The 5,859-nt window shown below is 59.3% G+C and carries 3 protein-coding genes; 1 reads left to right on the forward strand and 2 read right to left on the reverse strand.

The features are described from left to right. Both VEZ52_RS11025 and VEZ52_RS11030 read right to left on the reverse strand, forming a co-directional pair. Positions 1–2,463, reverse strand: a 2,463-nt coding sequence (locus VEZ52_RS11025; RefSeq protein ID WP_324836855.1) for a PEP/pyruvate-binding domain-containing protein, incomplete at its 3' end; no start/stop codon positions are given. A gap of 78 nt (positions 2,464–2,541) precedes the next feature. Next, positions 2,542–5,253 (reverse strand): sigma 54-interacting transcriptional regulator, encoded by a 2,712-nt coding sequence (locus VEZ52_RS11030; RefSeq protein WP_324836856.1) that lies wholly within the window; start codon positions 5,251–5,253, stop codon positions 2,542–2,544. Between the two features lie 255 nt (positions 5,254–5,508). Here VEZ52_RS11030 and VEZ52_RS11035 point away from each other — a divergent pair, with 255 nt between their 5' ends. Then, positions 5,509–5,814 (forward strand): DVU0150 family protein, encoded by a 306-nt coding sequence (locus tag VEZ52_RS11035; RefSeq protein WP_192112853.1) that lies wholly within the window; start codon positions 5,509–5,511, stop codon positions 5,812–5,814. Positions 5,815–5,859 lie beyond the last annotated feature (45 nt).

Consider the following 5,859-nt stretch of genomic DNA (forward strand, 5'->3'; position numbering starts at 1 on the left):
CAGTTGATCCAGGCGCGCGCACAGCTCATGCCTGGGGTATTTCTGGTAACGTGCCCGCAGTCTATCACCCGTTATCTCAACGGTAAAGCCCAGCTCTTTGAGGATCAGGCCTATGCACTGCACACGCCTTACGCGCTGGGCATTGGCAGCCGCACCCCCGGCAAATTCAAAACGGATGTAGTTCTTGCTCAGGGTTTCGCCGCACCAGCAGTCAAGAATGGCGTAGTGGTAGCCCACGCGGGATGAAAAATTGAGGTAGCGGTCAGAAACTATGGCATAGCTGCGCTGACCAAAGCGAGAGCAGCCCTCCTCATTGCAGCCAATGGCGGTCTGCCCCATGACCGAAAGAAAACCGCGCATATTTACAGGCCGTGGGCCACGAGCCTGCACCGCCGGATTGAGCATGCCGTCAAGCACGCACTTGAAAGGCACGCTCAGCACATCATTGGGCGTTACCTGGCGAGATTCCGGATTGCGCAGCCCGCCGCCCAGATCAATCACGTGCAGATCAAGCGGCACCGTGCAGGCCAGCTTGCTGGCAACGCCCGCGCAGTGGTCTGTAACTCTGTCGGATATCTGGAACATCTGGGAATAGCTCAATTCGTGCACATAGCGCATGATGTCGTGCAATGATGTGCAGTGGCGGGGAGTGAAGGTATCCGCGCGGGGATCCACCAGATGCAGCGGCAGAATATAGGGTGCGATGCGCCGCAAAAGCACCAGGGCCGGGCTGCTGGGTCTGGCCTGGGGCTTCACCAGCCGCAGAGCCAGCAGTTCCTGCACTTCGCCGTCAAAAATTCTGCCGGTGAGCGCATCCACTGTGACGATCTGCTCCTCGGCCAGAATACTGTTGGCGCCCGGCAGGTTCATTATGGTCGGCACGCCAAATTCGCGGCAGATGGAAGCCATGTGACCGGTGAGGCTGCCTGTTTCGGCAATGATGGCCGAGGCGCGGCGCATGGCCGCCATGGCGTTGGGCGAGGAGTGGGCAAGCAGCATGACCGCTCCTTCGGGAAAGTGGGTCATGTCTTCCCCTTCGCCCACATGGACAACAGGGCCGCAACCCACGCCCCGCGCTGCAATATCACCGCCGGAAAGCAGGGGGCGCAGGTGCCGCAGGGCCGGGGCCGAATGCTCCTCGGAGGCGCTGTCCAGCCCCATGGGGCGGGTTTGCAGCAAAATAATCTGGTCGTCTTCGTCCACGGCCCATTCCATATCCTGTGGATACTGGTAGTGCCGTTCCAGTTCCATGACCATTTCTGCCAGTTTGCGCACCTGATCATCGCTGAGGCAGGGAACATCCCGCAGAGGATCGGGAACGGATTCGAGCGTGCTTTCCACAAGGCCGGTCTTGGAGCGCACAAGGCGAAGCCGCACTGTTTTGTGGGCAATGGTGGCCATGGTGATTTTTTTTGTGGCTCGGGAGACAAGCCACTGGTCGGGGGTTCCCGATCCGTCCACGACCATTTCGCCCAGACCCCACAGACCGTTGATGACAGTGGCGTTGGAGCGCAGGTCTACCGGGTGGCGCGAAAAAGCCACGCCAGCGGCCTTGGCCCGCACCATTTCAACACAGCAAAGACCCATGCCCGTGGCGTCCAGATCATAGCCGTGCTCGGCGCGGTAGGTCAGGGCGCGGGGCGAAAACAGGCTGGCAACCACCTTCTTGAAGGCGGACAGCAGATCCTGGCGGGTAACGCCGAGGATACTGCGGTACTGACCGGCAAAGGACTGCACGCCGTCCTCTGCAATGGCGCTTGAGCGCAGAGCCACAACCACATCCGCGTTCTTGCCGAAGGCCGCGTCCCATTCTGCAAACAGGGCCTGCTCAACCTCTGTCGGGATGGAGGCCTCCTGCACAAGCTGCTCAATACTCTGGGAAATTTCTGCAATCCGCGCGGGTTTTTCCGGGTCAATGGATTTCAGCAGCCGGAAGAGATTTTTGAACAGGCCCGGCGTGCGCAGCAAAAAGTAGCTGCAAGCCCTGATAGTGATGGAAAATCCGCGCGGCACTGGCATGTCGAGCATGTTGCGCAGTTCGCCGAGGTTGGCGTTTTTGCCGCCGACACTGTAGGCCATGCTGGCGTCAACCTCTGAAAGGGGCAGGGTAAACTGCGGCACATCGCCGCGCGTGTGCTGATCCAGCTCGTGCTCGATGCGCGCGGCAATGGAATGCACGGCGCTGCCCAGGGAAATGTCGCACTGGCCCGACATCTCGCTCAGGGTCGAGGCCATGCGCTCGCAGTGGAAGATGGCCCGCCGGGCCTGCTTGCGCACTTCGCTGGTTTCCATGTGCTTGTCGCCGCGCAGGGTGGCGTCCAGCCCGGCCATTACCCCGGCCAGATCCGCATTGGCCTGGAGCAGTTCCTTGAACGAGACATAGCGCTTGTTGAAAGCGTCCATGGCCGCCTCGCGGCCAACACGGGGGGCAATGCCAAAGAGTTTTTTCAGCAGAGAGGCCATACGGATATCCTTGATCGCAGATTTTCGTCATGCCCTGAAACTGATGATGCTGAATGCCTGATGCGTAAACGTTGCTTGTCAGCGTCCCTGCCCGATCACAATATATCTCTGCGCAGGGCCGCGTCCGTCCTTGCGCACAAGCCCCAGCTGCACAAGCAATTGCAGGTCGTACTGGGCCGTGCGCATGGAAATATTTTTCCCGGCAAGTTCTTGATATTCCTGCCTGCTGATGCTGCCCGAGGCCGCGATGGTCGGCCAGACCTCCATGACGCGCCGGTTGAGCTTGTCCGCAGAGTCCTTGCCGCGCAGCAGGGCCTCCAGTTGCGCGGGGGCCTCGTTTTGCGGCTGTGGGGCAGGGGCGCTTACAGGGGCCTGCACGGGAATATCTGCGGCCGCAGGGCTGACCAGCCTGCCGGGCAGACCTTCTGCCGATGCTGGGTCTTCGGCAGGGGGCGTTGCGCAGAATCCCTGATCGCAAGGATCATCCTGCGGCTTGCGCGATTCCTGCGCAGGAGCTGCCGTAGTTTCGTTCTGCCCTGCCGGAATTGCGTCGTTTTGCGGCTGGGTGGTCGCGCCAAGCTGAATATCTTCTGCAAGTAGAATGCCACCTTCGCAGAATGTCAGGGCCCGAGTGAGGGTGTTTTTCAATTCGCGCACATTGCCGGGCCAGTCGTAGTCCATCAATTTGGCCATGGCCCCCTTGCTGACCTGCGGCATGGCGGCGGTCATGGCAGTCAGCCCGCCAGCGGGCTGTGCCCCGCCTTCGGCTTTTAACCTGGCCTTGGCCTTGAGAGCTTCCGAGAGAAAATAGACCGCCAGCGAGGGAATATCCGTCTTGCGCTCCCGCAGCGGCGGCGTGTTGATGGTGATGACGGCCAGCCGGTAGTACAAATCTTCGCGGAAAGAACCCTTCTGCGAATCATCTAAAAGGGAGGCATTGGTAGCTGCAATGATGCGCGTGTCAAAAGGCACGTCTTCATCGCTGCCCAGCGGCCTGATTCGCCTGGTGGAGAGCGCCCGCAGCAGGGCCTGCTGTACCTTGGGGGCCGCGTTGCCCACTTCATCCAGCATGAGGGTGCCGCCCTGCGCCGTCAGAAAAGCCCCCTTGCGCGGTGCGCGCGCCTCGGTGAATGCGCCCTTCACATGCCCGAAAAGGGTATCCATGAGCAGGTTTTCGTCCAGCGCGCCGCAGTTGATGGTAATGAAAGGCCCTGCAGCCCGCGCGCTGAGCCTGTGGATGGCCTCGGAAACCAGTTCCTTGCCTGTGCCGGTTTCGCCCACAACCAGCACATCGGCCATTACCTGCGAAGCTTTGCGGACATTGTCGCACAGGGCAAGCATGGTGGGTGATGTGCCAATAAGGCTGTTGACGGGCAGGTCTTCGGGATGCGGCAGATCTTCCACCGGCTCGCGCTGCTGCTGGGCATCATCCTCCGCGGCTTGCAAGCGGCGCGCCTCAGCGGCAAAGCGCAAGCGTTCAAGCAGGGTGTTTATGCCAGCTTTGAGCCGTTCCAGTTCTCGCGGCAGTTGGGGCGTATCTATATTAGTGTCATCCCCTTCGGCGTTGCAGCGTTCAAGCTCCGCCGTTACGGCGTTGAGCGATCTGCCCGTCTGCCGCGCAAGCCACCAAAGGCTCAGACCCAAAAGCAGCATGCCGCCACCAAAGGCCCCCACATAGATGCCCATGAGCTGTACGCCCGTGCGTGTGGTGGTAAAACTGGTGTCCAATACCGCCAGACCGCCCAGTACGATTGTTGCCTGCGAAACAGGACTGAAGGTCACCGGCACGTAACTTACCCTCTCCACCCGCATCTGGCTGCTGCTCCACAGCGAGCTGTTTTCAGAAAGGGGAAGCTGGCCTGACTTGCCCTCCTGCACATCGGAGACCATGTTCCAGTAATTGATGTGCTCAGGGCCGGGCCGGAATGCGGTATTAAATCCCGGCCTGCCAAAATCGCCTATAAAGCCAGCGCGCACGGCATCCGTGCCCAGGCTGCGCTGGGTCAGACCAGCATCCGGCACCTCGGACTGAAAGAGCATCCAGCCATCCCGGTCAAAAAAGAGTGTGCGCACGCGCCCCTCATCGCCTGATGCGGCAATGGGGGCATTGGGGCCGGAGTAGGTGGACAGGATATCCCGCAGCTCCCGCAGATCCAGAGAAAGCATCAGGTAGCCGGCAAACGTGCCTTCCGCATCATGAACCGGAGTGGAAAAGCGCAGCACATACAGGGTGATATTCTGGTTGCTGCCCTTAACCGGCACCATGGAGTAGGTCACTTCCACGGGCTGGGCAACGCTGACGTGGCCGGTGCGGTGTTCCGAGGCAATGGAGTGGAAGGGGCCGGTGGGACTGGCAAGGGCCTGCCGCATGGGAACAGTGATGATATCCCCGCCTGTGTTGACAAGCAGATAGCGGTTGTCTGGGGCCAGACCCTCAAAGGCCAGCTCCCTGTATCGCAAGCCGCCAGCCTTGGCGCGGAATTTGAGCCGGTTGGCCATGTCTTTTTGATCCATGGAGCCAGCGGCGAGAATAAGAAGCTGATTGCGCGTTTCTTCAAGCGCCTGTTCCAGAGCAAGGCTCATTGCCTGTGACTGAAGCTGTGCATTGCGCGCAATTGCGCGATCAAGAATGGCCTCAATGCTGCTGCCCGTAGCAGTAAAAATAATCAGCAGTACGAGCGCCAGCAGGGGCAAGCCCAGCATCAGCATACGGCTTGCAAGGCTGCGATTCATAAAGAATGCCGTGAATTCCAGCGAGCTGCCCTGGGGAAGTGTTCTGTGTAAGCGCATGGTGCTCCCCTGTTTTGTGCAAAAAAGCGCAATCTTGGAGCTGAGTATAAAAAACATTCCCCCACGTGACAAGATTTTTCGCGCAAAAATAGAAAAAAAGGCGCAATTTCAGGCAATAATTATGCAATGGCACAGCCTTTGCTAATACTTTCACATTCGAGGCAACGAGGCGGTGCCTGCCCCCGACGGGAGTCATCGCAAAATGGGTAAGATGTGGTTGAAGTGGAGATGTCACATTTTGATGTGGAGGAAGTTATGAAAAGGATGCAGAGGCTCTGGACATGGCTTACAGGTTGCGCGCTGCTGGTTGCGGCATTGCCCGGCGCGGCCCTGGCTGCTGGCGGCGGCAAGGTTGCCAACGTTGTGGTGGTCGCCGATACGCGCAAGCTTGACGGCATACTGTATTGGTGGGCTGAAATGTATAATGAAAGCCACTTCTTTTTTGCCATTCTGACTATGGCCATTATCCCGGTTACAGGTTGCATACTGGGTTGGCTGGCGGATGTCGTCATGACGCACATCGGCATTGACCTCAAGCACCGCGAATTGTCCGAAAAGTAGTCGGAAGGAGGCAAGTTATGGAATGGTTGTATATTTTGATGCCCA

It is taken from the genome of Desulfovibrio sp. (assembly GCF_035644575.1).
Lineage (GTDB): Bacteria > Desulfobacterota > Desulfovibrionia > Desulfovibrionales > Desulfovibrionaceae > Desulfovibrio.